The sequence below is a fragment of the Curtobacterium sp. 314Chir4.1 genome (assembly GCF_900215175.1).
In the GTDB taxonomy this organism is placed as follows: Bacteria; Actinomycetota; Actinomycetes; order Actinomycetales; family Microbacteriaceae; genus Curtobacterium; species Curtobacterium pusillum_A.
Map to the genome: position 1 here is coordinate 979,796 of NZ_OCMI01000001.1, position 22,296 is coordinate 1,002,091.

Here is a 22,296-nt window from a genome sequence, read left to right on the forward strand (position 1 = left end):
ACCACCGTCACGCTCGACACCCCGTCAGGCGACAGCGGCGGCGATGTCCTCGGCGTGCTCCTCGATGTACGCGACGTCGGCCCGGTAGAGGTCGGCGTGCCCGTGGGCCAGGTCGCTGACGAACTTCGGGTTGCCGGCGGTGGCCTCGGTCTCGATCGTCGTGACGAGGGCGACCAGCGACCCGGTCATCGTCTCGGCGAGCAGTTCCCGTGATCGCGCGTCGAGCTCGTAGGCGCGGCAGAACTCCGCGGCACGGTCGAGGCGTTCGTCGAGCGAGGGTGCGGTCGAGCCCTCGACGATGCCGGTCGTGAACGGGGCGAACCGGTACACGGCACTGGCGACGTCCCACACCCGCGGCCCGGGGTGGGCGGTGTCGAAGTCGATGAGGCCCACTGCGGCGACGCCGTCGTAGACGCAGTTGTACGGCGCGAAGTCGCCGTGCACGATCGTCTCGGCGGGGAAGCGCTCCGCCTGGGACCACACGTCGCGGGACTCGTCTCGGGGGAAGGTCGCGGCGGCGTCGTGGTAGTGCCGCAGCAGGCGTGCGGTCGTGACGAGCGCTGCCTCGCTCGCGACGTCGGCGGTCCACGGGTACTCCCCCGCGGTGCCCGGTACGAACGACACCGTCTCGAGCGTGTCCCCGTGCTCGATCGGTTCCGGTGCCGCGACGAACCCCCGTTCGTGCAGGTGGGCGAGCAGCCGGTGCACGGTCGGTGTCCACGGCCCTGCGGGGCGGTGCACACGATCGTCGGCCCTGGTGATCCGCTCCATCGGAACCTCCTGTCGTACGTCTCCGTTGACGTGGTGGCCCAGCGTATCGGTGCGGGCAGCCCGATGTCCCGGGTTGTCCGGGTTGCACTCAGCAACAGAACGTCACGTCAGCGCATGCACCGTTGCATGCAAGGCGTAGGATCGACGACCGTGAGCACTCCGAGCACCCCTGTCACGAGCCACGCGGCGTCCGATCGGGCGTACGACCACGTCAAACGCGCCATCATCCGCGGCGACCTGCCCGGCGGCACCGCGATCAGCGAGAACGCCCTCTGCCACGAGATCGGCGTCTCGCGGACACCCGTACACGAGGCGTTCCTGCGCCTCGCCGCCGAGGACCTGCTCACCCTCGAGGCCCGGAAGGGTGCCGTCGTCCGACCGATGTCCCCGAACGAGGCCGCCGACGTGCTCGAGATGCGGGAGGCCATCGAGTCGACGGCCGCGACCCGCGTCGTGACCGACGGCCGCGCTGCGGACGTCACCCCGAGCCTCCAGGCCATGCTCGCGGAGCAGGCGCAGGCCTCGGCGAGCGGCGACGTCGACCGGTTCATCGAGGTCGACGCGGAGTTCCACGGAGCGGTCATCGGCGCGTCGCGGAACGCGATCGCCGTCATGTTCGCCCGGACGCTGCGGGACCGACAGCAGCGGCTGCGGCACCACCTGATGCGGCTGCAACCGTCGCAGCTGCAGGCGTCGCTCGAGGACCACCGGGCCCTCGCCGCCGCACTCGAGGCAGGCGACGCCGCCCGCTACGCCGAGGTCCTCAGCGCGCACGTCGCGTCGCACCGGGGCGCCCTGTGAGCGCCGGCACCGACTCGATCGCGGTCCCCGGCGTCCGCGTCCTTCCGTGGGTCGCCGTCTGGGGCGCGGTGTTCGTCTGTTCGTGGGGCGGCAACCAGTTCTCCCCGCTGCTGCTCATGTACGAGGAGCGCGCGCACTACTCGTCGCTGCTCGTCAACGTCTTCCTCGGCGTCTACGTGCTCGGCCTCGCCCCCGCGCTGCTCGTCGCCGGGTCCCTGTCCGACCGGCACGGACGCCGACCGCTCATGCTCGCCGGGATCGTCTCCGCCGTGGTGGGGAGCGGTCTCCTGGCGTTCGGGCCGCTCGGTGCGGGCTTCCTGATGGCCGGCCGACTGTTCTCCGGCATCACCGTGGGCATCGCGATGGCGGTCGGCAACAGCTGGGTGAAGGAGCTCTCGCAGGGCCGGTTCGACCCCGCCGCCGACGCCGGTTCCGGGGCGCGCCGGGCATCGCTGGCGTTCACCCTCGGTTCGGCGTCGGGCGCGCTCGTCGCCGGGCTCATCGCACAGTGGGGGCCGATCCCCGAGGTGCTGCCGTTCCTCGTGCACATCTGCGTCGCGCTCCCGTTCGCCGTCATCGTGTGGCGGACGCCGGAGACGAACCGGACCGGGGGCCTCCCCGGTCCGTGGTGGAAGCAGCTCGCCGTGCCGAGCGCCGGCCACCGCCGCTTCACCCGGGTCGTGCTCGTCGCGGCTCCGTGGATCTTCGGCTCCGCGGCGATCGGGTACGGCTACCTGCCGACCAAGCTCGCCGGCGCGACCGGGATGTGGGGGCTCCTGTTCGCCACCGCCGCCACCGTCGTCGCCCTCGGGGTGTCGAGTGCCGTGCAGCCCCTCACGGCGCGGGTCAACTCGCTCGTCTCGGCACGTGGACTGCTCACCGCCGTGGGCCTCATGACCGCGGGCATCGCCGTGGTCGTCGTCGCGATCCAGCTGCAGTCGGTGGCGATCGGACTCGTCGCGAACGTCGTGATCGGCCTCGGCATCGGGCTCGCGCTCGTGTCGTCGTTGCTCGAGGTGCAGCGGATCGCCGGGTCCCGCGACCTCGCCGGGCTGACCGGGGTGTTCTACGCGGCGGCGTACGCCGGGTTCCTGGCGCCCGCGGTGATCGCCGCCGTAGGGAACGTGGTGGCGGTGCCGCTCGTCCTGTGGGTCGTCGTCGGGCTCGGGGTGCTGTCCTGGCTGGCGATCCTGGTGTCGTCGCGGAAGCACATCCCGGACCCCGCGGGGTAGACCGGACCCCGCGGGCTCGACCGGACCCCGCGGGTCAGACCGGACCCCGCGGGCTCGACCGGACCCCGCGGGTCAGACCGGACCCCGCGAGCTCGACCGGACCCCGCGGGCCGGGCCGCCCGGCAGGTCAGAACTGCTCGCGCAGCCAGCTCGGCCCGCGCACCACGGCACCGAGCGCCTCGACGCGGGCACGGAGCTCGCGGTCGGCCGTCACCACGACGACCGGAGCGTGGCCGGCGTCGATCGCAGCTCGTGCGGTCTCGACGATCGCGTCGTCGCCTGATCCGGGCGCCCGGACGACATCGAGTGAGCAGGAATGGTCGGGTCGGGCGTCCGCACCCGACGTCTTCTGCTCACTGGACGAAGCGCCCGCCGCGCCGCCGACGCCCGCGCCGGCCGCGCCGCCGCCGACGCCCGCGCCGGTCGCCGCAGCACCCCGCGCCTCCCCCTCGAGCACCACCGTCCACCGCGGCCACCACCGGTCGAACGGCAGGTCCAGGAGCCCTGCCGGCACACCCGCCGCGGCGAGCGCCTCGACCGACCCGAGCAACCGCGACGCAGCCCCCGCCCGGTCCTTCCACCACCCGTCCGGCACACTGCCGACGACGTTCGCGGCGTCCACCACGACGTGCGGTGTCGTCGAGAGCCGTGCCCGCAGCGCTGGCCAGGACGCCCCGAACCCGGGGTGCAGCGGCAGGTCCTCGACGTCGTCGACGGGCACCCAGGCCAGTTCGAGGCTCTCGCGGTCCGCGATCACCGGTTCGAACGGCTCGGATGCACGCCCCACCACCGTCGTGTACGTCCAGAACCCGAGGTCCAGCACGGAGGTGTGCCGGAGATCCACGCCGTCCGAGGGCACGCCGGCTTCCTCGGCGGATTCGCGGAGGGCTCCGGTCACCGCGTCCTCGCCCAGGTGCCGGGCTCCGCCGGGGATGCCCCACGTGCCGCCGTGGTGGCTCCACTCGACGCGGTGCTGCAGGAGCACGCGTCCGGAACCGTCGTCGACGAGGAGCCCTGCGGCGCCGAAGCGCCCCCAGGCCTTGGTGCCGTCGGGGCCGATCGCCCAGGCGTCGCCGGGGTCACGGGGGCCGGGAGGAGGCCCGGGAGGCGTTGCGTCTGGCACCCACCAAGCCTGTCACACGGCACCCGTCGTGTGACCGCAGACGTCAGGAGGACGTCGTGTACGGTGTCGTCCGAGACACGGGGTGCCGCAACCAGCGGCTGAGATCACACCCGTCGAACCTGCTCGAGCTCGTACTCGCGAAGGGATCGTCCATGGAAACCGCTGCGCCCGAACACGACTGGGCCCACCGAACCGCCGAACTGCTCGAGGCCGTGCGCGCCCGGGGTCCGCTGGTGCACTGCATCACGAACACGGTGGTGCAGAACGTCACCGCGAACGTGCTGCTCGCGCTCGGCGCCTCGGCCGCGATGGTCGACGTCGTCACCGAGGCCGGGCCGTTCGCCCGGGTCGCCGACGCCCTGCTGGTGAACACCGGCACCCCGCACGCCGAGCCCCGGGCCGCGTCGCTCGAGGCCGCCTCGGCGGCCGTCGACGCCGGCACGCCGTGGGCGCTCGACCCGGTGGCGGTCGGCTCGCTCCCGGTGCGGACGGCGCTCGCCCGCGACCTGCTGGCGCTCCGTCCGACGGTGCTCCGCGGCAACGCCTCCGAGGTCCTCGCCGTGCTGGGAGCCTCCGCCGGTGGGCGCGGCGTCGACAGCACGGTGGGCACCGACGACGCGCGGGACGCTGCGGTCGCCGCCGTGGCCGGTCCAGACCCGGACGGGAGGCGCGTGGCCGCGGTCGCCGTGTCGGGTCCCGTCGACCTGTTGGTCGCGCCCGGCATCGGATCGGTGCGGGTCGCGAACGGCACCGAGCTGCTGACCCGGATCACGGGCGGCGGGTGCGCGCTCGGAGCGGTCGTCGCCGCGTTCACCGCGGTCTCCCCCGACGACGCCGGAGCGGCAGCGGTCGCCGCCACCGCGGTGCACACGATCGCGGCCGAGCTCGCGGCCCGTGACGCCGGTGGGCCGGGTACGTTCCAGCCGCTGTTCCTCGACCGGCTGGCGTCGCTCAGTCCGGAGGACGTCGTCCGCGAAGCCCGGATCACGGTCGAGCAGGCACCGGAGTCCACCGGGGTCCCCGCGTGACCGGGACGGACGTCGGTGTCTACCTCGTCACCGACGGCGCGTTGTCCGACCGGCACGGCATCGGGGTCCTCGGTGTGGTCCGGGCCGCGGTGCACGGCGGCGTTCGGATCGTGCAGGTCCGTGACAAGGACGCCTCCGCACGTGACCTGCTCGCCCTGACCTCGGCCGTGGCCGACGCCGTGGGCGACCGGGCGACCGTCGTGGTCGACGACCGGCTCGACGTCGCCCTCGCCGCGCGTCACGCCGGCCACCGGGTCGCCGGGGTGCACCTCGGCCAGTCGGACGTCGCGGTCGAGGTCGCCCGGGCCCTGCTCGGCGCGGACGCCCACGTCGGACTGACCGCGAACACGCCGGAGCACCTCGCCGCCGTCGACCGGCTCCCCCGCGGCACCGTCGACCTCCTCGGGGTCGGGGTCGTGCACCCCACCACGACGAAGGCGGACCACCCGCCGGCGCTCGGCCACGACGGCTTCGCCCGGCTCGCGGCAGCGACCGACGTCCCGTGCGTCGCGATCGGCGGCGTCACGCTCGACGACGTCGTGCCCCTGCGTGCCGCCGGGGCAGCCGGTGTCGCCGTGGTGTCCGGCATCTGCGCGGCCGCCGATCCCGGTTCGGCCGCCGCGGCGTACGTGTCCGCCTGGAGCGCCTCGTGACCGCCGCACGGCCGGCAGTCCCCCGCGTCCTGAGCATCGCGGGGACCGACCCCACCGGGGGCGCCGGACTGCAGGCCGACCTGAAGTCGATCGCGGCCCACGACGGCTACGGGATGGGCGTGGTGACGGCCCTCGTCGCGCAGAACACCCGCGGCGTGCGGTCGGTGCACGTGCCCGACGTCGGGTTCCTCCGCGAGCAGCTCGACGCGGTGTCCGACGACGTGACGATCGACGCCGTGAAGATCGGCATGCTCGGCACCGCCGACGTCGTCCGCACCGTGACGGCATGGCTCCGCGAGCACCGACCGCCGGTGGTGGTGGTCGACCCCGTGATGGTGGCCACGAGCGGCGACCGACTGCTCGACGAGGACGCCACCCGCGCGGTGTCCGAGCTGTTCACGCTCGCCGACCTGGTGACGCCGAACCGTGCCGAGCTGGACGTCCTCGCCGCCCTGGCCGGTGCCGCACCCGCGACGCCACCGCCAGCAGCGGCCTCGATCGTCGCCCGGACCTGGGACGTCCTCGTGCTCGCGAAGGGCGGCCACGACGACGGCGAGACCTCCGACGACGTCCTCGTCTCGCCCGACGGCAGCGTCCGGACCTTCTCCGGCCCACGCGTCGCCACGACGAACACGCACGGCACCGGCTGCTCGCTGTCGAGTGCGATCGCGACGCTCGTGGCCCGTGACGGCGACTGGGAGCTCGCGATCGGCACCGCCAAGACCTGGCTGACCGCAGCACTCCGCGGAGCCGACGCCCTGCACGTCGGGACCGGCACCGGCCCGATCGACCACGGCGCCGTCGTCCGTGACGCCCTGCCCACCCCCTCGTGGACGGACCGCTGGTGGACCGACGTCGCGGGCGTGCTGCAGGAGACGATCGCCTGCTCGTTCCTGGTCGGCCTGCGGGACGGCACCCTCGACACCGACGTCTTCGCGGGCTACCTCGCGCAGGACGTGCACTACCTCCGGGCGTACGAGCGGCACCTGTCGCAGCTCGCGTCGTCGTCGTCCGGCGACGCCGCGGCGTTCTGGGCGACGTCCGCCGAGGGCTGCGCCGCCGAGGCCCGCGACCTCCACCACCGACGCCTCGCCGGCACGCACGCCGACGACCCGGTCGACCCGACCTGTGCCGGGTACCTCGCGCACCTGCAGGCCGCCGCCGACTCCGGGTCGGTCGGGGTCCTCGCCGCCGCGGTGCTGCCGTGCTTCCGGGTCTACGCCTGGGTCGGCACGCAGCTCGGCGCGGTGCCGGCGGACCACCCGTTCGCGGACTGGGTCGGGGCGTACGGCGATCCGGGCTTCGCGGAGGCCTCGGCCGCCGCGACCGCCCGCGTCGAGGAGCTCGCAGCCGCCGCGACGCCCGCGGAGCGCGGCGCGATGACCCGTGCGTTCCGCCGGAGCACCGAGTGGGAGCTCGCGTTCTTCCGCATGCCCCTGCCCGCGGCGCCGCCGCGAGTCTCGGCCTGACGGACAGTTCTCGGCCGACGAGACCCGAGAACTGTCCGTGGGCGCGAGACTCGGCCCACGCCCGGAAGGTGGTGCGGGACGGACTGGAGGCGCGGGGCGCGGCCGCCACGCGCCTCCAGGCCGGCAGACCGTCACCACCCCGCCACAGCGACACCGTCCCGCCGACGCACGCCGACCACCCCGCCACAGCGACACGATCCCGCCGACGTCCGGCAGCAGCCTGTCGCTTTCGCGACCAAAAACGGACTGGAGGCGCGGGGCACGGCCCCCACGCGCCTCCAGGCCGGCAGACCGTCACCACCCCGCCACCGCGACACCGTCCCGCCGACGCACGCCGACCACCCCGCCACAGCGACACGATCCCGCCGACGTCCGGCGGCAGCCTGTCGCTCTCGCGAACCGCGACCCGCGGCGGCGACCGCGTCAGCGGGACTGCGGCAGCCGCACCAGCTCGACCGCGAGTGCGCGCCCGTCCACCGTGCCGCGCATCCAGGTGTGGTCCGGCTGGCGCCGGCGATCGGTCGGCGACCCGGGATTCAACAGCCGGAGCCCCGACGGTGCCACGGTGTCCCACGGGATGTGCGAGTGGCCGAACACGAGCACGTCGACGTCCGGGAACTCCGCGGTCATGCGCCGCTCCCGGCCGGTCGCCGCGCCGGTCTCGTGCACGAGTGCGAAGCGCAGGTCCTCGACGGCGAACCCGGCGACGAGCGGCAGGCGGTCGTCGAACTCCGGGCCGTCGTTGTTCCCGCGGACCCCCTCGAACCGGCGCGACCGGCCCTGCACGGCATCGAGCGTCGCGAGGTCCACCCAGTCGCCGGCGTGCACGACCAGGTCGGCGGTGTCGATGTCCGCCCAGAGGGGCTCCGGAAGGTCCTTCGCCCGCTTCGGCAGGTGCGTGTCGGAGAGCAGGACGAACGAGGTCGTCACGGTGCGGTGCGTCCGGGGACGGGCAGGCCCGCTTCGTCGGCGGCGCCGAGGCGTTCGAGCAGTCCGGCGAGCAGCGCGATGTCGTCGTCCGACCAGCTCGCGAGCCGTTCGTCGAGTGCGTCGCGGTGCAGCTGGACGGACCGTTCGAGTGCGGCGCGGCCCTCGTCCGTCACACCGAGCGGCTTCGCGTTGCCCGTCCCGCCGTCCGTGGTGCGGATGAGCCCGGCGGCGAGGAGGCCGGAGAGCTGCCGGGAGATCGTCGACCGGTTGAGCCGCAGGTACCGCGCGATGTCGATGGCCATGCAACCGGGGTGCTGCACGACGAAGTCCACGAGGGACTGGTCGACGACGCTGAGGATCGACTCCGACCCACGGGCCCGGATGCTCGCACGCCGGGTGATGCGGGCGAGTTCCGTGTAGGCACGCCCGATGTCGCTGTTGCGGACGTCGGGCTTCGGGCTGCTCATCGCCGGGCCTCCAGCCTGTCAGGGCCTGTTCGTTGCTGCGCCGGTGCCGACCGGCGGTGTTCGGTCCCGCCACCATACCGGCGGGTACGGTTCGCCAGGGGTCAGCGACCCGCCGCCGCGGCCTGCAGCGCCGGGATGTCGAGCTTCTGCATCTGCATCATCGCCTGGAAGACGCGGGCGTTCGCCTCGGGATCGCCCGAACCGGTCATGAGGTCGCCCATCATCGACGGGGTGACCTGCCACGCGACACCCCAGCGGTCGAAGAGCCACCCGCACATCGACGGTCGTCCGCCGTCGGCGAGCAGGGCGTCCCAGATGCGGTCGAGCTCCGGCTGGTCGTCGACGTCGACCTGGAACGACACCGCATCGGTGTGCTCGTGTCCTGGTCCGCCGTTCATCGCCCGGTACGGCTGGCCGAGGAGCGTGAACTCCACGACGAGGGTCTGCCTGTCCGGGGTCTTGCTCACGCTGTCGATGCTGCTGTCCGGGAACAGCGCGACGTAGTACTCCGCCGCCTGCTCGGCCTGGTCGTCGTACCAGAGGAACGGGGTGATCGTCGGCATGGGCGGGGCCTTCCGGTTCGGCTCAGTCCGCAGCGCCGCGGCTGAGCAGGTCTGCCTTCTCGGGGTGTTCGTCGAACCACTTGCCGACGAACCAGCACATCGGGACGATGCGCTTCGTGGAGTTCGCCTCGACGTCGGCGACCGCGAAGTCGACGAGTTCGGCGGCGTAGCCGTGCCCGCGGTGCTTGGGCACCGTGTAGGTGTGCGGGAAGGCGATCGCGTCGCCGTTCTCGCGGTGGTCGAGGACGCTCACGAGTTCGCCGCCGACGTACATCGCGTAGCGGTCCTGGTCTGCTTCGTGCCGGAACTCGTGGTCCATGCCGCCATCATGCACCCGTGTGACCTCACGTGACGGCAGCCGGGGAATGCGTCGGACCGGACGGCGTTGCATGGATCCCATGACAACGATCGGCATCATCGGCGCAGGCAACATCGGATCCCAGCTGGCACGACTCGCGGTGCAGCACGGTCACCAGGTGGTGATCGCGAACTCACGCGGCCCGGAGACGCTGACGGACCTCGTCGCGGAACTCGGCGACGACGCTCGCGCTGCCACCAGGGACGAGGCGGCCGCCGCCGGGGAGATCGTGGTCGTCACGACCCCGCTCGCGGCCATCGAGACGATCCCGGTCGAGCCGCTCGTGGGCAAGGTCGTGATCGACACGAACAACTACTACCCGCAGCGTGACGGGCACATCCAGGCCCTCGACGACGAGACCACGACCACCGCCGAGCTGCTGCAGGACCACCTGCCGGATGCCCGCGTCGTCAAGGCGTTCAACCACATCGGCGCCGCGGACCTCACCGGCCACGCGACCCCCGCGGGGACCCCGGACCGCCGTGCCCTGGTGGTGGCAGGTGACGACGACGCGGCGAAGGCCGTCGTGGCGGACCTCATCGACGAGTTCGGCTTCGACGTCGTGGACGCCGGACCGCTCGCCGAGGGCTGGCGCATCCAGCGGGACACCCCCGGCTACGTCGCCCGGTTCACCGCCGACGAGCTCCGGGGCAAGCTGGCCGAGGCGAAGCGCTACCGCGACCAGTAGCCGGTGCGGGCGGGCGCGCGCGGCCACGGCGGCGGGCGCGCGCGCCACGGCGGCGGGCGCGCGCGCCACGGCGGCGGGCGCGCGCGCCACGGCGGCGGGGCGAGTCTCGGGCCACGCGACACTTCTCGCGTGCGAACGCGCGAGAAGTGTCGCGCACGCCGAGACTCGGCCCCACCGGAGCGCCGCGCGGTGCGCCCGCGGGCGCACCGCGGGCGCGAGCGCGCTCAGGCGCCGTCGAAGATCACCGTCATCTCCGCGATGTCGTCCTCCGACGGCTCCCACGCCGTGCCCGCCTCGGCGTTCTGCACGATCTGCTCGGGCTTCGTCGCCCCCGCGATGACGCTCGACAGCCCGGGCTGCGCCAGCAACCACGCGAAGGTGGCCTGCAGCATCGTGACCTCGCGCTCGTCGCAGAAGCGCTGGAACTCCTCGACGATCCCCCACGGCGCGTCGGCGAGCAGCTGCGGCTTCGCCTTCGTCAGGCGGCCGTCCGCGGGACCGCCCGACTTCGTGTACTTGCCGGTGAGCAGACCGTTGTAGAGCGGGAAGTACGGCAGGAACCCGAGCGCGTAGGCACGGACGGCGGGCAGGACCTCGTCCTCCACCGAGCGGGCGAGCGGGCTGTACTCGTTCTGCGCGGACACGAACGCCGTGGTGCCGGCGATCGAGGCGGTGAGCTCGGCCTCGGCGATCTGCCACCCGGCGAAGTTCGAGTGTCCGATGTAGCGGATCTTGCCCTCGCGGACGAGGTCGTCGAGCACCGACAGGGTCTCCTCGATGGAGGTCACGTCGTCCGGGCGGTGCATCTGGTACAGGTCGATCCAGTCGGTCCCGAGGCGCTTGAGCGACGACTCGACGGCCAGCCGCACGTACCGCCGCGAGCCGCGGACGCCCCAGTCGGGCCCGTTCGCGCCCTGCATGTCCATGCCGAACTTCGTGGCGAGGACGACCTCGTCGCGACGCCCGGCGATCGACTTGCCGAGCATCTCCTCGGACAGACCGGGCCGGCCGCCGTAGACGTCCGCCGTGTCGAAGAGGGTGACACCGGCGTCGAGAGCGGCGTGGACGACGGCGTCCGTGCCCTCCTGCGACTCGGTGAACGTCCCGGGTCGGCCGAAGTTGTTGCAGCCGATGCCGACGGTGGAGACGACGAGCCCTGACGGCCCGAGCGGACGGTGTTCGATTCCGGTCATGAGTCGACCGTACCGGCGACCCCGGAACTGGGGCTGCGCCGGGCGCACGGGTTGCCGTTAGAACTGACGATGGATCAGCCTACGGAGGGAGCCGCAGTGGCATCGCATCGCATGCCGGACGACGAGCGGCCGCGTCGCGCGGTCCCGGCCTGGGTCACGGCACCGCCGGAGAGCGCCGGCCTGGAGGCGCGCCCCACCCCCGCCGCACCGGCCCCGACCCCCGAGACGGTCGGCCCCGGCAGCACGCTCCCCACCGTGGAGTCCGACCTCGCACCCGGCGCGGACGACATCGTGGTGCCCGACTACCCGCCGCAGGAGGACCTGCTCCCGCCGGCTCCGACCTCGCCCGCGGTGCACACGGTCCCGTTCGAGGCCGCACTGCTCGCCCCGGCACCCGCGTCGCCCATCGACGCCGCTCCCCCGGCACCCGTCGTGCCCGCGGTGCCCGTCGTCGGCCAACCGCGGTTCTCGGTGCCCGGCCTGGAGCACGTCGTCGTCGAGGGCACCGAGCCCGCCCCCTCGGGACCGATCGGCTACCGGACCCCCGCCCGCTTCGCCCGTCAGCAGGCCCCGCTCCGCGCCCCCGCGTCGGCTCTGACGCCCACCCGGTCGTTCGACGCCGTGATCGCACCGCCCGCATCAGCACCGACCGCCGCCGCACCCGCCGCCGCTCCCGCAGCGCTACCGCCGGCGGGGTCCGAGACCAGCGCACCACCCGCGGAGGCGACCGGGACCGACGGGGACGAGCCGCGCCTCCAGGCCGACCCGGAGCGCGTGCGCAAGCCGCTCGTCGGGGCCACGCCGGGTGCCGTCCTCGGCGCCGTCGCCGGGCTGGCGACACTCGGACTCGCGGCCTGGTGGTTCCTCGCTCCCGCGACCGTGCACGGTGTCGGGCTGCTGCTCGGCGCGCTCGCGCTGGTGCTCTCGATCGTGACGCTGCGGAACCGCGCGGCCACGTGGCAGCGACCGATCGCGCTGCTCGGGGCGGTGCTCGGCGGTGTCGGCACGCTCGTGCTGCTGTGGGCGGTCGCCTCGGCGGTGCTGTCGCTCGCCGGCGTGACGCTCCCCGACCTCACCGGCACGGGAACGTCCCCGACCCTGGCCCCGTAGCGGGCCGGCGTCGCCGCGCGCTGCGCGCTGCGCGCTGCGCGCCAGACACCGGCGGCGACGCGAGACACCGGCAGCAGCACGAGACGCCGCCGGATCCGGCGGCGTCTCGTGCGCGAGGCGGTGTCTCGCGGGCGAGGCGGCGTCTCGTCTCAGCGAGACGAGACGCCGCCCTGCACGCCTCACACCGCGCGGACCACCCCGCGGGACAGGATCGCGTTCGTCAGGGCGTCGATCGGTTCCCGCTGCACGGTCGGGTTGGCGATGAGGACGTAGTCGACGGCGGGCAGGTCCGGCAACCCGAGCCGCTGCGACACCTTCACGAGATCAGCGGGGATGAGCGAGTGCGGGAACACCGCGACCCCGATCCCCGCCCGCACCGCCGCGAGCACCCCGTTCACGTCACGGGTGTTGCAGGTGATCCGCCAGGTGCGTCCGGCGGCCTCGAGTGCGTCGATCGCCATCTGCCGACTGATGCTCGGCGCCTGGTACGCGATGAGCGGCACGGGCGCCCCTGGTTCGAGGGCGATGCCGTCCTGCGCCATCCACACCATCTGGTCGGTGGCGACGCGGGTGCCCTCGGCGGACTCCCCCGCGGTCTGCTTGATGAACACGAGGTCGAGCTGCCCGGCGTGCACCCGGCGCAGCAGCGGCGAGGACTGGTTCACCGTCAGCTCGAGGTTCACCTGCGGGTGCAGTCGCCGGAAGTCCCGCAGGATGCGCGGCAGCTGCGTGATCGCGAGGTCGTCCGCCGCCCCGAACCGGAGCCGCCCGCGGGTCGCCGCTCCCGAGAAGTACGCGTCGGCGGTGGCGTGCGCCGCGAGGATCGTCCGCGCGAACCCGGCCATCGCGTCCCCGTTGTCGGTGAGCGCCACGCCCCGGGTGTCCCGGGCGACGAGGGTCCGTGCCACCGCGGTCTCGAGCCGCCGCACGTGCTGGGACACCGTCGGTTGGCTGATCCCGAGCCTGGCCCCCGCCTGTGTGAAGCTGCCCGTCTCGGCGACGGCCAGGAAGGTCTGCAGCAGGACCGGATCGAGCACGACGCACCCCGTTCATTCGACATCGCAATGGACTGATAGCCACCATAGGGGTATCGAATGACCCGCGAGCACGTAGTTTCGATGGGGTACCAGTTCCGCAGCCGACGTCCGGAGATCCCCCACCGTGAGCGCGTCACCGACGACCCTCCCCCCACCCACCGAACCGCTCCCGATCCAGGCCACCCGCCCGCCGTGGCGCCACACCCTCATCGCCCTGTCGGTGCCGAACTTCCGGCTCTTCACCGCCACGAACCTCGTCGCCATGACCGCCGGCTGGATGCAGCGGATCGCGCAGGACTGGCTCGTCCTCCAGCTCACCGGGTCGGTCGCGCAGGTCGGCATCACGGTCGCGTGCCAGTTCGCGCCGATGCTGCTGTTCGGGCTCCTCGGCGGCGTGCTCGTCGACCGGTTCTCGAAGCGCGCCCTCATGATGATCACGCAGGGCTCGTTCGCACTGCTGTCCGCCCTGCTCGCCGTGCTGACCCTGACCGGGGTCGTGCAGGCCTGGCACATCTGGGCGATCGCGTTCCTCGTGGGCATGGTGACCGTGATCGACAACCCGGCGCGGCAGGTGTTCGTCACCGAGATCGTCGGCCACGAGCACCTCCGGAACGCCATCAGCGTGAACTCCTCGGTGTTCCAGCTCGGCGGCATGATCGGGCCCGCACTCTCCGGCGCCCTGCTCGTCGCGGTCGGGGCCGGGTGGTCGTTCGGCGTGAACGCGATCGCCTGCGTGGCGGTCGTCGTGACGCTCGGGTTCCTGAAGGTCTCGGAGCTGCACCGCACACCCCCGGCGCCGCGCGGGAAGGGCCAGCTCGTGGAGGGCCTCCGCTACGCCGTCCGGAAGCCGACCATCATCGTGCCGGTGATCCTGGTGGCGTTCTTCTCGGTCTTCGCGTTGACGATGCCGGTGCTGCTCTCGGCCTTCGCGTCGAAGGTCTACGACGTCGGCGCCGGCGGCTACGGCGTGTTCAACTCCGCCGTCGCGATCGGTGCGCTCGTCGGGGCGCTGCTCTCCACCCGGCGCGCGACCGTCCGGCTCCGCACCATCGTCGGCGGGGTGTTCTGGACGGGGATCCTGCTCGTCGTCTCCGGTTCGATCCCCGCGATCGCGCCGTTCACCGTCGCACTCGTCGCCGTCGGCATGTCCCAGCTGCTCTTCCAGACGGCGTCGAACTCACTCGTCCAGCTGTCGTCGAACGTCGCGATCCGCGGCCGCGTGATGTCGCTCTACGTCCTCGTGCTGCTCGGCGGCCAGGCGATCGGCGGCCCGCTCATGGGCCAGATCGTCGACCACTTCGGCGCCCACGTCGGCATGGTGGTCGCCGGAGGCGTGCCCGCCGCCGCGGCGGCCGTCGTCGGCCTCGTGCTCGCCCGCCGCGGCGGGCTCCACCTGGCGGTCCGCATGCGGCACCACATGCCGGTCCCGTCGATCGTCGGTCACCGCTGACGGCCTGGAGGCACGTGGCGGGCCCGCCCCGTGCCTCCAGTCCGCCCGCTGGTTGCGTCCGGCGCGTGCCGCACAACCAAAGTCACCCGGAACCACGCCCGTGCGTTGTTCCGGGTGACTTCGGTCGTGCGATCGCGAAGCGCGCTGCGTCAGTACGCGACGCCGAACCGCGCGCGGTGGTGTGCCGGCGACACGATCTCGTCGACGAAGGCCAGCGCGTAGTCCTCGCCGGAGATGTCCGAGTTGCCGTCGGCGTCGGTGAGCAGGACCTCGTCCGTCGTGCGGTAGGTGCCGCGACGCTCGCCGGGGTTGTAGCCACCGAAGGCCGCCGCCGGGCTCACGTAGAACCAGTCGACCTCGGTGTCAGCAGCGCGGAGTGCGTCGAGGATCTGCGCGTGGCTCTTCGCCTCGGCCTTGAACGCGTCCGGGAACTCGGCCGAGTCGAACAGGCGCGGGCCACCCTCGGCGACGAGCAGAGAACCGGCACCGCCGACGATGCCGAGCCGGGCGCCAGCGGCGACCGCCGCGTCGACGAAGTGCTGGAACTTGTCCTTGAGCTCGCTGCCGTCCGCCTGCACCGCGTGGAGCGCGATGACGATGACGTCCGCGCCCTTCGTGACCTCTGCGACGAAGTCGGCGTCGAAGGCGTCGCCCTGCGCGAGGGTCAGCCCCTCGGCGGCCTCGAGCTTGGAGGTGTCGCGGGCGACGGCGGTGACGGCGATGCCGCGGGAGAGGGCCTCGCGGGTGATGGCGGAGCCGGCGTAGCCGGTGCCACCGAAGACGACGATGCTGGTCATGGAGCTTCCTTTCGTGGAACGTTGACACTCACCGTACAAGCGTTACTCTCTTTGAGTAAGTAGGCACCTCACGGTGCGTAACGGAGGTCGTCGTGTCAGCACTCGAGTACAGCCCGTACGCCGCGGAGTGTCCCTCGCGACAGCTGCTCGACCGCATCGGTGACCGGTGGAGCGTCCTGACGATCGGCACTCTGGCCGACGGTCCGGCACGCTACTCGGCGATCGCCACCCGGGTGCAGGGCGTGTCCCAGAAGATGCTCACCCAGACCCTCCGCGCCCTCGAGCGCGACGGACTCGTCACCCGCACGGTCTTCCCGGAGATCCCGCCGCACGTCGAGTACGAGCTGACCGACCGCGGCCGGTCCCTGCGCGAGGTGCTGAAGCCGCTCGAGGACTGGGCGACGTCGCACATGGACGACGTCGCGGTGTCTCGCGAGGCGTACGACGCCCGGAGCTGAGCGCGCCCGGAATCCCCGAGCCACCGCCGTGGTTGCCTGGGGACATGCGTTCAGTCGTCTACACGAAGCCCGGTGACTCGTCCGTCCTGACCCTCGAGGAGCGCCCGCTCCCCGAGCCCGGCCCCGGCGAGGTCCGGGTCCGCGTCGTCGTCTCGGGCGTCAACCCGACCGACTGGAAGGCCCGCGCCGGCGGTACCTACGGCGACGGTCTGCCCTTCCCCGAGATCACCCCGAACCAGGACGGAGCCGGGGTCGTCGACGCCCTCGGCGAGGGGGTCGAGGGACTGTCCGTCGGCGACCACGTCTGGCTGTACATGGCGGCCGCGAGCCGTCCGACCGGCACGGCGCAGGAGTACACCGTCGTACCCGCTGCCCAGGCCGTGCGGTTGCCCGACGGCACGGGCTTCGACATCGGCGCCTCGCTCGGCGTCCCCGCGATGACCGCGCACCGCGCCCTCACCACGCACGAGCACGGGCCGTCGCGCCTCGCACCGGGCGCCCTCACCGGCAGGACCGTCCTGGTCGCCGGTGGCGCCGGCGCGGTCGGTCACGCAGCGATCCAGCTCGCCCGGTGGGCCGGTGCGACGGTGATCACGACCATCAGCTCCGACGCGAAGGCCGCCCTCGCGACCGCGGCCGGCGCGCACCACACGGTGAACTACCGGTCGGAGGACGCCGCGACCCGCATCCGGGACATCGCCCCCGACGGCGTCGACATCGTCGTCGAGGTGTCGATCCCGCAGAACGCCGGGCTGGTCGCGGAGGTACTGGCGAACCACGGCGTGGTGTCGATCTACGCGAACAACGGCGGTGACGACGCCACGCTGCCGATCCGTCCGAACATGGGCATCAACGCCCGGTACCAGTTCCTGCTGCTCTACACGATCGGCGACGACGCCCTGCGCGCAGCCGCCGAGGACGTCACCGCGGCACTGCGCGACGGTGTCCTGCCGGTGGGCGAAGCCGCGGGACTGCCGCTCGTGCGGTTCGCGCTCGAGGAGACGGCGGCCGCGCACGACGCCGTCGAGTCCGACACGGTCGGGAAGGTGCTCATCGACGTGACCACCGAGTGACGCGGGCGGTACTGATCCCGCCCGGTCAGCGAGCGAGCCGGGCGGCGATCCGTGCCTCGACCCGGCGTCGTGCCGCTGCACGCTCACGTTCGATGTTCGCGGCGATGACCTCGAGGTCTTCGTAGTCGGCGTCGGTGGTGTCGTCGGTCCAGTTCGGGGTGTACACCCGTGAACGTCCGAAGGGCTTCGGTTCGGGGGTCACGATGGTCATGGGGGGATGGTACGTCGAGCGTCCGACAAATCGCGTGAGCATCACGGGCCTTTCCGGGAGTCGCGGTCCCGTTCCGGGGACGAGTAGGTGAGGGAGAAGGCCACCGCCATGAACGCGGCGACCACGGCGACGGTCTTCGCGTCGAGATCGGTGAACGCGTCGGGAGCCGGCGAGTCGACGGTGAGCATGCCGAACGAGTACTCGTGCGACCGGATGACGACGGAGACGTACGACCGGTACCGCGGTTCGAAGCCCGGCAGGTCCTGGTCGACGTCGACGTCCGCCGCACGGTCCCCGACGATGCGGGGTGCGCCGCCGACGAGCACCCACTCGAGGTTGCGGTCCCCGTAGGGCGTGCCCGCGCGGAAGACCCCGGCGGTGTCACCTGCTCCGCCGTGCCCGATCGGCTCGAGCGCGCCCAGGTCCGCCGAGAGCTGGTACACGTTGGCGCGGACGTCCGGGACCTTGGGGAGCAGGTAGAAGGCGAGGGCCACCGCGACCCGGTCGGCGAACGCCGGGAGTTCACTCCGCCGGTCGCGTCGCCGCAGCTCGGTGAACCGCACGAGCCGGGTGGCGAGCTGTCCGAACGCGTACCGGACCGCGGTCCCCTGCTCGAGCTCGACGGCCGCGGAGTCGTCTGCCGCAGCGGTCCGTGACGCCTCGGCACGGCGGGCCCGCACCACCTGCACGAGCACCGCGGCCACGAGGACGACGAGCCCGAACCCGACGAGCGACACCCGCACCGCCGACGTCTGGACGAGGTTCGGCAGCTGGAACGCCGCGGTGGGCGCAGCGGCCACCACGATCGGCCACACCACCGCACCGACCCGTCCGGCACGCGTCCGGCGTCGTTCCTGTTCCTGCCCCATGCCTCGACGGTAGGGCGTGCCACCGACGCCGACGGAGTTGTCCACAGGGTGACGTGTGTTGTCCTCCGCAACGCTGACTTGACCCCCGAACAGGGGGCGCGCACGATCTGTCCATGAAGCAGCGACAGAACCGCAGGGCCCTCGCACTGACCGCGACGGCCGCCCTCGCCCTCCTCGGTGGCTCCCTCGGCGCGACTGCCGCGAACGCCGCCACCGCCTCGCCCCAGGTCATCGGCGGCGAGCCGGCGCCGAGCACCCCGTGGGAGGTGCAGCTCGTCTTCCAGCAGGGCGGCACCGACACGTTCGGGTGCACCGGCGAACAGCTCAACGCCTCGTGGGTGCTCACCGCCGAGCACTGCGTCGACGGCACCACCGCGATGAACGTCTACCACTCGAACAGCACCACGAACCGGGGCACGGCGACCGCGGCCGACCGGCTCTACTCGGCGCCGTCGGGCGACATCGCGCTCGTGCACCTGCGCACGCCGAAGACCCTGTCCTCGTACGCCCAGCTGGACCTCGGCTTCAGCCCGAAGTCCACCGGGACGGGCACGATCCTCGGGTACGGCAACCGCGCGAACAGCGTCCCGACGACCGGGCTCTACCAGGCGAGCGTGAACCTCACGGGCAGCTCCACCGACGCGTACCGCGGGCTCGCCCAGCACGTCACCGGGGTGTCGGGAGCGTCGAACCACGGCGACTCCGGCGGCGCACTCGTCGTGAACGGCAAGGTCGTCGGCGTGTGCTCGACGGGGGACGTGGCCGACCCGGGTGCGAACACGCACGCCGGCTCGAACTACGCGGTGCTCGCCCAGTCCGCCAGCTGGATCCGTTCCACCGCTGGCGTCTGACCCAGCGCACCCACCAGACGGAGGGGAGGCGCGTGGCGGCGCCGCCACGCGCCTCCCCTCCGTCGCCGGTCGCCACCACGGCGACACCGCAGCCTGGTAAGCAGGACCCATGACCGACGTCTCGACGCCCGCACCCGGAACCAGAGCACTCGTCCTCGGGGGTGGCGGCATCGCCGGCATCGCCTGGGAACTCGGGGTGCTCACCGCGCTCCAGGACGCCGGGGTCGACCTCGACGCGGCCGACCTCGTGGTCGGGACGAGCGCCGGCAGCGTCGTCGGCACGTTCGTCCGGTACGGCGGGGTCCAGCAGGCGTACGACCAGCAGCACGCCCCCGTCCCGACCACGTACGAGGAACCCGTCGCCATCGACGGCGAGGAGTTCCAGCAGCGCATCGGCGCCGTCCTCGAGGGCGCGACCTCCGACCAGGACGCCCGCGCACGCCTCGGGCTCCTCGCGCAGCAGACCACGACCGGGCAGACCGACGACGAGCGCGTCGCCACGTTCACCGAGACCCTGCCCGCGACGGAGTGGCCGGCGAAGCCGCTCGCCCTGACGACCATCGACGCGACGGACGGCACGTTCCGCGTGCTCACCGCCGCCGACGGGATCCCGCTCCCCCGGGCCGTCGCCGCGAGCTGCTCGGTGCCCCTCGTGTGGTCGCCGGTCGGGCTCGAGGGACGCCCCTACATCGACGGCGGACTCCGCTCGGGAACGAACGCGGACGTCGCCGCGGGGTACGAGCGCGTCCTCGTCGTCGCCTGCGGCCCCGAGGGCCCGTCGCCGCTCGGGCCGTGGCTCGACGTCGCGGTCGAGGGTCTCCGGGCCGCCGGCAGCTCGGTCGAGGTCATCGTGGCGGACAGCACCGCGCAGCAGGCGTTCGGCACGAACTCGCTGTCGCTCAGCACGCAGGCGCCGTCCGCCGACGCCGGGCGCACCCAGGGCAGCGCCGTCGCCGAGGGCATCGCCGCGTTCTGGGCGTGAGCCGGGCCGACACTTCTCCACAGGTCGGGTCGTGACGGCCGTGCTGTCGGGTCGCGCCGATAGCGTGGGGGCATGACGACGCCGTTCTCGGACCTCGACCAGTACACCGCACTCCCCCGCGTGGACGGGATCGCCGTGAGCCCGGACGGCTCCCGCGTGGCCCTCACCGTCAGCGTGCTCGACGCCGACGGCACCGGGTACCGGCGGTCGATCTGGGCGGTGCCCGGCCCGTCGTCGGACGCCGACTCGGCACCGGTCCGGTTGACGCGCTCGACGAGGGGCGAGGGCGGGGTCTCCTTCACCCGCTCCGGCGACCTGCTGTTCGTCTCGGGGCGTCCCGACGGCGAGGGCAACAAGGACAGCGACGCCCCGCAGCTCTGGGTCCTGCCCGCCGCCGGTGGCGAGGCACGACCGGTCACGAAGCTCGCGGGCGGCGTCGGCGGTGTCCTCGGCAGCGCGACGGCGGCCGACACCGTCGCGGTCACGGCCGGGCTGCTCCCCGGCGCCGGCACCGACCGCACGGGTGTGGTCACCGCCGACGCCGAGCTCCGCGGGCGCCGCAAGGACCGGAAGGTGCAGGCGATCCTGCACGAGACCTACCCGGTGCGGTTCTGGGACCACGACCTCGGCCCCGACGAGACGCACGTGCTGACGCTCGACCTCTCGGCGCTGCGGGAGACGGCTCTGCAGGAGACGCGGACCACGCAGGGTGCGTCCGATGCTCCGGCGTACCCGGCGCACCTCCCCGCGCTCACCGACCTCACGCCGGCGCCGGCGCGCTCCCTCGAACACGTCGACGGGGTGGTCACGCCCGACGGCTCGGTGGTCGTCGCCACGGTCGCCGTGCAGGAATCGCGTGGTTCGCGATCGACGATCGTCGCCTTCGACGTCGCGAGCGGCCAGCGCACGGTGCTGTTCAGCGACGACGCCGTCGACCACGAGACCCCCACCCTCAGCCACGACGGGCGGACCCTGGCGTGGGTGCGGACGCCCCGGTTCACGCCGCAGGGTGCGACGCAGCAGGAGATCTGGGTCGCCGACCTCGACGGCACCACGGTGTCCGGAGCACGGCGCATCGCCACCGACTGGGACCGCTGGCCGAACGAGCTGGTCTTCGCGCACGGCGACGGTGCGCTCCTGGCGACGGCGGACCAGGACGGTCGCGCGCCGGTCTTCCGGCTCCCCCTCGACGGCGGCGCCGTCGAGCAGCTGACGCACGACGACTGGGCGTACTCGAGCCTGCGCGTGGCGGACGCGAGCGGCGAGGTGGTGGCGCTCCGTGCCTCCTGGGCGGCCCCGCTGCACCCCGTGCAGATCGCGACCGACGGGACGGTGACGCCGCTCGCGACGCCCGCCGCGCTGCCCGACGTCCCCGGCCGCCTGGAGGAGGTCGAGACCACGGCTGCCGACGGCTCCCGGGTGCGCGGATGGCTCGTCCTGCCGTCGTCCGACGCCGGCGACGGGCCGCACCCGCTGCTGCTCTGGATCCACGGCGGTCCGCTGAACTCGTGGAACCAGTGGTCCTGGCGGTGGAACCCGCAACTCGCCGCAGCGCGCGGGTACGCCGTGCTCCTGCCCGACCCCGCCCTGTCGACCGGGTACGGGCTCGACTTCATCAACCGGGGGTGGAACGCCTGGGGCCAGGCGCCCTACACAGACCTGATGGCGATCACCGACGCCGTCGTGGCGCGGGACGACATCGACGAGACCCGGACGGCGGCCCTCGGCGGGTCGTTCGGTGGCTTCATGGCGAACTGGGTCGCCGGGCACACCGACCGGTTCCGGGCGATCGTCACCCACGCCAGCCTGTGGGCGCTCGACCAGTTCAACGGCACCACGGACATGTCGCAGTACTGGCAGTCGATCTTCGACGCCGACGGGCTGCACGAGAACGACCCGCACCGCTTCGTGGCGGACATCACGTCTCCGATGCTCGTGATCCACGGCGACAAGGACTACCGCGTGCCGATCGGCGAGGGACTGCGGCTGTGGTCCGAGCTCGCCGAGCACCACGCGGCACCGGACGGTTCGATGCCGCACCGGTTCCTGTACTTCCCGGACGAGAACCACTGGGTGCTCAAGCCGCAGCACGCGGTGGTCTGGTACGAGACGGTGTTCGCGTTCCTCGAGCAGCACGTGCGCGGCGGCGAGTGGGAGCGGCCGGAGCTGCTCGGGTAGCGCG

Annotated in this window: 24 protein-coding genes and 1 riboswitch; of the genes, 13 read left to right on the forward strand and 11 right to left on the reverse strand. The window is 73.0% G+C overall.

All coding sequences use genetic code 11. The features are described 5' to 3' along the window. Positions 1–24: 24 nt before the first annotated feature. Positions 25–771 carry a phosphotransferase enzyme family protein gene (locus CRP27_RS04475; RefSeq protein WP_097179471.1) on the reverse strand — a complete coding sequence of 249 codons (747 nt, stop codon included), beginning with the start codon at positions 769–771 and terminating at the stop codon, positions 25–27. A gap of 150 nt (positions 772–921) precedes the next feature. Between CRP27_RS04475 and CRP27_RS04480 the strand changes: the two genes are divergently transcribed. Then, positions 922–1,572 (forward strand): GntR family transcriptional regulator, encoded by a 651-nt coding sequence (locus tag CRP27_RS04480; protein WP_217990685.1) that lies wholly within the window; start codon positions 922–924, stop codon positions 1,570–1,572. Next, complete coding sequence (locus tag CRP27_RS04485; RefSeq protein ID WP_097179472.1) at positions 1,569–2,804, forward strand: MFS transporter; 1,236 nt, start codon at positions 1,569–1,571, stop codon at positions 2,802–2,804. Before CRP27_RS04480 ends, CRP27_RS04485 begins: the two co-directional genes overlap by 4 nt. A gap of 127 nt (positions 2,805–2,931) precedes the next feature. On the opposite strand, the gene CRP27_RS04490 is transcribed toward CRP27_RS04485, so the two are convergent. After that, entirely contained in the window at positions 2,932–3,927 is a 996-nt protein-coding gene (locus CRP27_RS04490) for an NUDIX domain-containing protein (RefSeq protein WP_097179473.1), read from the reverse strand. A gap of 68 nt (positions 3,928–3,995) precedes the next feature. Next, a riboswitch (TPP riboswitch) is annotated at positions 3,996–4,091 on the forward strand. Between CRP27_RS04490 and thiM the strand changes: the two genes are divergently transcribed. From thiM to thiD, 3 genes are all read left to right on the forward strand, one after another. After that, positions 4,080–4,955, forward strand: a complete 876-nt coding sequence (gene thiM / locus CRP27_RS04495; protein WP_176505458.1) for a hydroxyethylthiazole kinase — start codon at positions 4,080–4,082, stop codon at positions 4,953–4,955. (Overlaps the previous riboswitch by 12 nt.) Further along, complete coding sequence (gene thiE, locus CRP27_RS18350; protein WP_217990686.1) at positions 4,952–5,608, forward strand: thiamine phosphate synthase; 657 nt, start codon at positions 4,952–4,954, stop codon at positions 5,606–5,608. Before thiM ends, thiE begins: the two co-directional genes overlap by 4 nt. After that, positions 5,605–7,077: a bifunctional hydroxymethylpyrimidine kinase/phosphomethylpyrimidine kinase gene (gene thiD / locus CRP27_RS04500; protein ID WP_217990687.1), complete on the forward strand. Its 1,473-nt coding sequence runs from the start codon at positions 5,605–5,607 to the stop codon at positions 7,075–7,077. Before thiE ends, thiD begins: the two co-directional genes overlap by 4 nt. Before the next feature lie 423 nt (positions 7,078–7,500). Here the strand turns inward: thiD and CRP27_RS04505 are convergent, their stop codons facing one another. The 4 genes from CRP27_RS04505 to CRP27_RS04520 all read right to left on the reverse strand — a co-directional run bounded on the left by CRP27_RS04505 (position 7,501) and on the right by CRP27_RS04520 (position 9,356). Then, a complete protein-coding gene (locus CRP27_RS04505) occupies positions 7,501–8,007 on the reverse strand; it encodes a metallophosphoesterase (protein ID WP_097179474.1) in 507 nt (168 codons plus the stop codon). Beyond that, positions 8,004–8,474, reverse strand: a complete 471-nt coding sequence (locus CRP27_RS04510) for a MarR family winged helix-turn-helix transcriptional regulator (protein WP_079238804.1) — start codon at positions 8,472–8,474, stop codon at positions 8,004–8,006. Before CRP27_RS04510 ends, CRP27_RS04505 begins: the two co-directional genes overlap by 4 nt. Positions 8,475–8,575: 101 nt before the next feature. Then, a complete protein-coding gene (locus tag CRP27_RS04515; protein ID WP_097179475.1) occupies positions 8,576–9,037 on the reverse strand; it encodes a VOC family protein in 462 nt (153 codons plus the stop codon). A 22-nt stretch (positions 9,038–9,059) separates the two neighbouring features. After that, on the reverse strand, positions 9,060–9,356 hold the full coding sequence (locus CRP27_RS04520; protein ID WP_097179476.1) for a GNAT family N-acetyltransferase: 297 nt from the start codon (positions 9,354–9,356) through the stop codon (positions 9,060–9,062). 79 nt (positions 9,357–9,435) lie between these two features. Between CRP27_RS04520 and CRP27_RS04525 the strand changes: the two genes are divergently transcribed. Beyond that, positions 9,436–10,083, forward strand: coding sequence for an NADPH-dependent F420 reductase (locus CRP27_RS04525; protein ID WP_097179477.1), 648 nt, complete (start codon positions 9,436–9,438; stop codon positions 10,081–10,083). Positions 10,084–10,307: 224 nt separating this feature from the next. On the opposite strand, the gene CRP27_RS04530 is transcribed toward CRP27_RS04525, so the two are convergent. Continuing rightward, on the reverse strand, positions 10,308–11,276 hold the full coding sequence (locus tag CRP27_RS04530; RefSeq protein WP_097179478.1) for an aldo/keto reductase: 969 nt from the start codon (positions 11,274–11,276) through the stop codon (positions 10,308–10,310). A 96-nt stretch (positions 11,277–11,372) separates the two neighbouring features. Between CRP27_RS04530 and CRP27_RS18580 the strand changes: the two genes are divergently transcribed. Beyond that, positions 11,373–12,386, forward strand: a complete 1,014-nt coding sequence (locus CRP27_RS18580) for a hypothetical protein (RefSeq protein WP_141399685.1) — start codon at positions 11,373–11,375, stop codon at positions 12,384–12,386. Between the two features lie 179 nt (positions 12,387–12,565). Here CRP27_RS18580 and CRP27_RS04540 read toward each other — a convergent pair whose 3' ends face one another. Then, on the reverse strand, positions 12,566–13,423 hold the full coding sequence (locus tag CRP27_RS04540; RefSeq protein ID WP_097179480.1) for a LysR substrate-binding domain-containing protein: 858 nt from the start codon (positions 13,421–13,423) through the stop codon (positions 12,566–12,568). 124 nt (positions 13,424–13,547) lie between these two features. Here CRP27_RS04540 and CRP27_RS04545 point away from each other — a divergent pair, with 124 nt between their 5' ends. Next, positions 13,548–14,873, forward strand: a complete 1,326-nt coding sequence (locus CRP27_RS04545; RefSeq protein WP_097179481.1) for an MFS transporter — start codon at positions 13,548–13,550, stop codon at positions 14,871–14,873. 149 nt (positions 14,874–15,022) lie between these two features. Here CRP27_RS04545 and CRP27_RS04550 read toward each other — a convergent pair whose 3' ends face one another. Continuing rightward, positions 15,023–15,670 (reverse strand): NAD(P)-dependent oxidoreductase, encoded by a 648-nt coding sequence (locus CRP27_RS04550; RefSeq protein WP_097179482.1) that lies wholly within the window; start codon positions 15,668–15,670, stop codon positions 15,023–15,025. Positions 15,671–15,762: 92 nt separating this feature from the next. On the opposite strand from CRP27_RS04550, the gene CRP27_RS04555 reads away from it, so the two are divergent. Together CRP27_RS04555 and CRP27_RS04560 are read left to right on the forward strand one after the other, a co-directional pair. After that, complete coding sequence (locus CRP27_RS04555) at positions 15,763–16,128, forward strand: helix-turn-helix domain-containing protein (RefSeq protein ID WP_097179483.1); 366 nt, start codon at positions 15,763–15,765, stop codon at positions 16,126–16,128. 44 nt (positions 16,129–16,172) lie between these two features. After that, positions 16,173–17,201: an NADPH:quinone reductase gene (locus CRP27_RS04560; protein ID WP_097179484.1), complete on the forward strand. Its 1,029-nt coding sequence runs from the start codon at positions 16,173–16,175 to the stop codon at positions 17,199–17,201. A gap of 25 nt (positions 17,202–17,226) precedes the next feature. Here the strand turns inward: CRP27_RS04560 and CRP27_RS04565 are convergent, their stop codons facing one another. Together CRP27_RS04565 and CRP27_RS04570 are read right to left on the reverse strand one after the other, a co-directional pair. Then, on the reverse strand, positions 17,227–17,412 hold the full coding sequence (locus CRP27_RS04565) for a hypothetical protein (protein WP_079238793.1): 186 nt from the start codon (positions 17,410–17,412) through the stop codon (positions 17,227–17,229). A gap of 41 nt (positions 17,413–17,453) precedes the next feature. Beyond that, positions 17,454–18,281, reverse strand: a complete 828-nt coding sequence (locus CRP27_RS04570; RefSeq protein ID WP_141399686.1) for a GAF domain-containing protein — start codon at positions 18,279–18,281, stop codon at positions 17,454–17,456. A gap of 113 nt (positions 18,282–18,394) precedes the next feature. Here CRP27_RS04570 and CRP27_RS04575 point away from each other — a divergent pair, with 113 nt between their 5' ends. The 3 genes from CRP27_RS04575 to CRP27_RS04585 all read left to right on the forward strand — a co-directional run bounded on the left by CRP27_RS04575 (position 18,395) and on the right by CRP27_RS04585 (position 22,292). Continuing rightward, complete coding sequence (locus CRP27_RS04575; RefSeq protein ID WP_097179486.1) at positions 18,395–19,132, forward strand: trypsin-like serine protease; 738 nt, start codon at positions 18,395–18,397, stop codon at positions 19,130–19,132. Between the two features lie 109 nt (positions 19,133–19,241). Continuing rightward, positions 19,242–20,114 (forward strand): patatin-like phospholipase family protein, encoded by an 873-nt coding sequence (locus CRP27_RS04580; RefSeq protein WP_097179487.1) that lies wholly within the window; start codon positions 19,242–19,244, stop codon positions 20,112–20,114. A gap of 72 nt (positions 20,115–20,186) precedes the next feature. Then, entirely contained in the window at positions 20,187–22,292 is a 2,106-nt protein-coding gene (locus tag CRP27_RS04585; RefSeq protein WP_097179488.1) for an alpha/beta fold hydrolase, read from the forward strand. Positions 22,293–22,296 lie beyond the last annotated feature (4 nt).